Raw genomic sequence first — 1,955 nt, forward strand, 5'->3', positions numbered from 1 at the left:
ATTTAATGCTAATTATATTACATAATTACTATGTATATTAACCCTATCGATAAAGATATTTGTATTAAATAATTTTGTACTCCATATTTCATATAATTTGATATATTCCAAGTCATTTTTTGTCTTTTTGAATCTACCAGATTGGCTTCATTAACATTTTTAGATAGGATAAATCCTGCTGTTGCAGACCACATAAATAATGAACTTCCTGCACATATTGCTGAAGCATATGCTATTGCAATCCAATCTGCTTGTGTTTTAAATGTTGTTTCACACAAATATATTATTATAGGCATCATGGCAGATGCAGCTGGACCTGCTCCAAATACTCCAGACATCAATGATGTCATAAACTTAATTGCTATTAACAATATTTTTGGATCTGAAATGTGAGTTTGCAAACTATTTGCTAATGTTGCTAATATTCCCGTATGTGCTATTACATTTGCTAAAAATAAAAATGAGGCTATTGTAAGTACCGGTTTAAAGTCTATTAGTGGTTTTACTTCAACTCCACACGTCACTGCATATACTATTCCTACCACACATCCTAAAAGTGCCGTCACTTCTGGTGGTATAACATCTTGTGAAACAAGACTCCAACTTATAAACATTAAGACAAATATTATCATTAATCCTGTTAATACTTTTTTATTTACTTCTATATTTTTATATTTGCTTTTGAGTAAATCTATTGACAAGTTTCTTTTCTTATCATTTTTGTTATTTTCCTTTACAAATAATTGCCACCAAAATATCAGTGCAACAGATATTATAAAGAAAAATGGAAATGCTCTAAATAAATAATCAGAAAAAGTTGTTATTCCACTATCCATTATTACTATTGCTGGAAAATCCCCAATTGGTGATGAAGCCCCTCCAGTATTTGATAAAGCTAGAAAAGTTGCAAAAAATACATTTAAATATTTTTGATCTATTCCTATTGCTTTTAATAATACAAATATTATAGGTAATACTATTAGAACTGCTGTTATATTATTTAAAAATGCCGATACAAAGAATATAAGCAATCCAAATAAAATTAAGCACTTCTTTTGTTGACCTTTTGATATAACTGAAATTTTTAATGAAATTTTTTCAATTACTCCCGTACTAGATATTAGATTTGTAAATAAATCCATTACTATTAATATTATAAGTACACTAAATTGATAATCCTTCATTATTGTTGTTATTGATATTTTTGAAAGTAATGCAATTATAGTAGAAATTATAAATATGGATGCCATAAGTAAGTATCCGGGAACATCACCTTTAAACTTTTTTCTTAGCATAAATTTCTCCTATATTATTATGTCAAAATAGTTCTTACTATTTATACTTATAAAGTTTTTTTGTCTAAGCTTCACATTATCACTAATGCAACTTACAAACACTTTTTTACCTAAAAAGCTTTTGTATAACTCTATCATTCTATAAGTATTATTTGTAACTATAGAATTGTTACCATTTAAATATCCTAATACAAGAAGTATAGAATCTCTTGGTTTTATTATGTTTGGATACTCAAGTTCGTGTATAAATGTAACATTACTATTCTTTGGTACATTACTTTTGATATTACTTAACTGTTCATCAGACAAGTTTCTGGATAAGCATACAATAATATTTTGTATCTTATCTTTATGAAGTAGAAATTTTTCTATCAATGCTATTTCATTAGAAAGCATAAATATATTCTTTTTATTAAGCTCCAGTATTTTTTCTATAGCATTGTTTATTATTTCCTTTGTTTCAATTTTTGTTGGAATAGGCATTTCAGACGACACACTATCTAGCAAAGACTTATCATCCATATACTTTTCTATTTGTATATTTGTCTCTAAAATGCCTATTTCATCTAAAGTATCTTTTATATTCATTTTATTTTGAAATTAATCTTTCTAACCTATTTAATAAACATGCTAGAACAGAAACTTCATATGGTGCATTAT

General features: G+C 26.6%; 2 protein-coding genes. Both read right to left on the bottom strand.

Annotated features, from left to right (window positions below; genetic code table 11):
• Positions 1 to 17: 17 nt before the first annotated feature.
• Positions 18 to 1,295 carry an SLC13 family permease gene (locus Q0F58_RS19265; protein ID WP_294379684.1) on the bottom strand — a complete coding sequence of 426 codons (1,278 nt, stop codon included), beginning with the start codon at positions 1,293 to 1,295 and terminating at the stop codon, positions 18 to 20.
• Between the two features lie 9 nt (positions 1,296 to 1,304).
• Entirely contained in the window at positions 1,305 to 1,883 is a 579-nt protein-coding gene (locus Q0F58_RS19270; RefSeq protein ID WP_294379686.1) for a hypothetical protein, read from the bottom strand.
• Positions 1,884 to 1,955 lie beyond the last annotated feature (72 nt).

This window comes from uncultured Clostridium sp., assembly GCF_934754915.1.
Taxonomy (GTDB): domain Bacteria; phylum Bacillota; class Clostridia; order Clostridiales; family Clostridiaceae; genus Clostridium.

Bases quoted from the DNA above. Each gene is read 5' to 3' on its own strand.
- Q0F58_RS19270 (WP_294379686.1), bottom strand. From the start codon at position 1,883: ATGAATATAAAAGATACTTTAGATGAAATAGGCATTTTAGAGACAAAT.
- Q0F58_RS19265 (WP_294379684.1), bottom strand. From the start codon at position 1,295: ATGCTAAGAAAAAAGTTTAAAGGTGATGTTCCCGGATACTTACTTATG.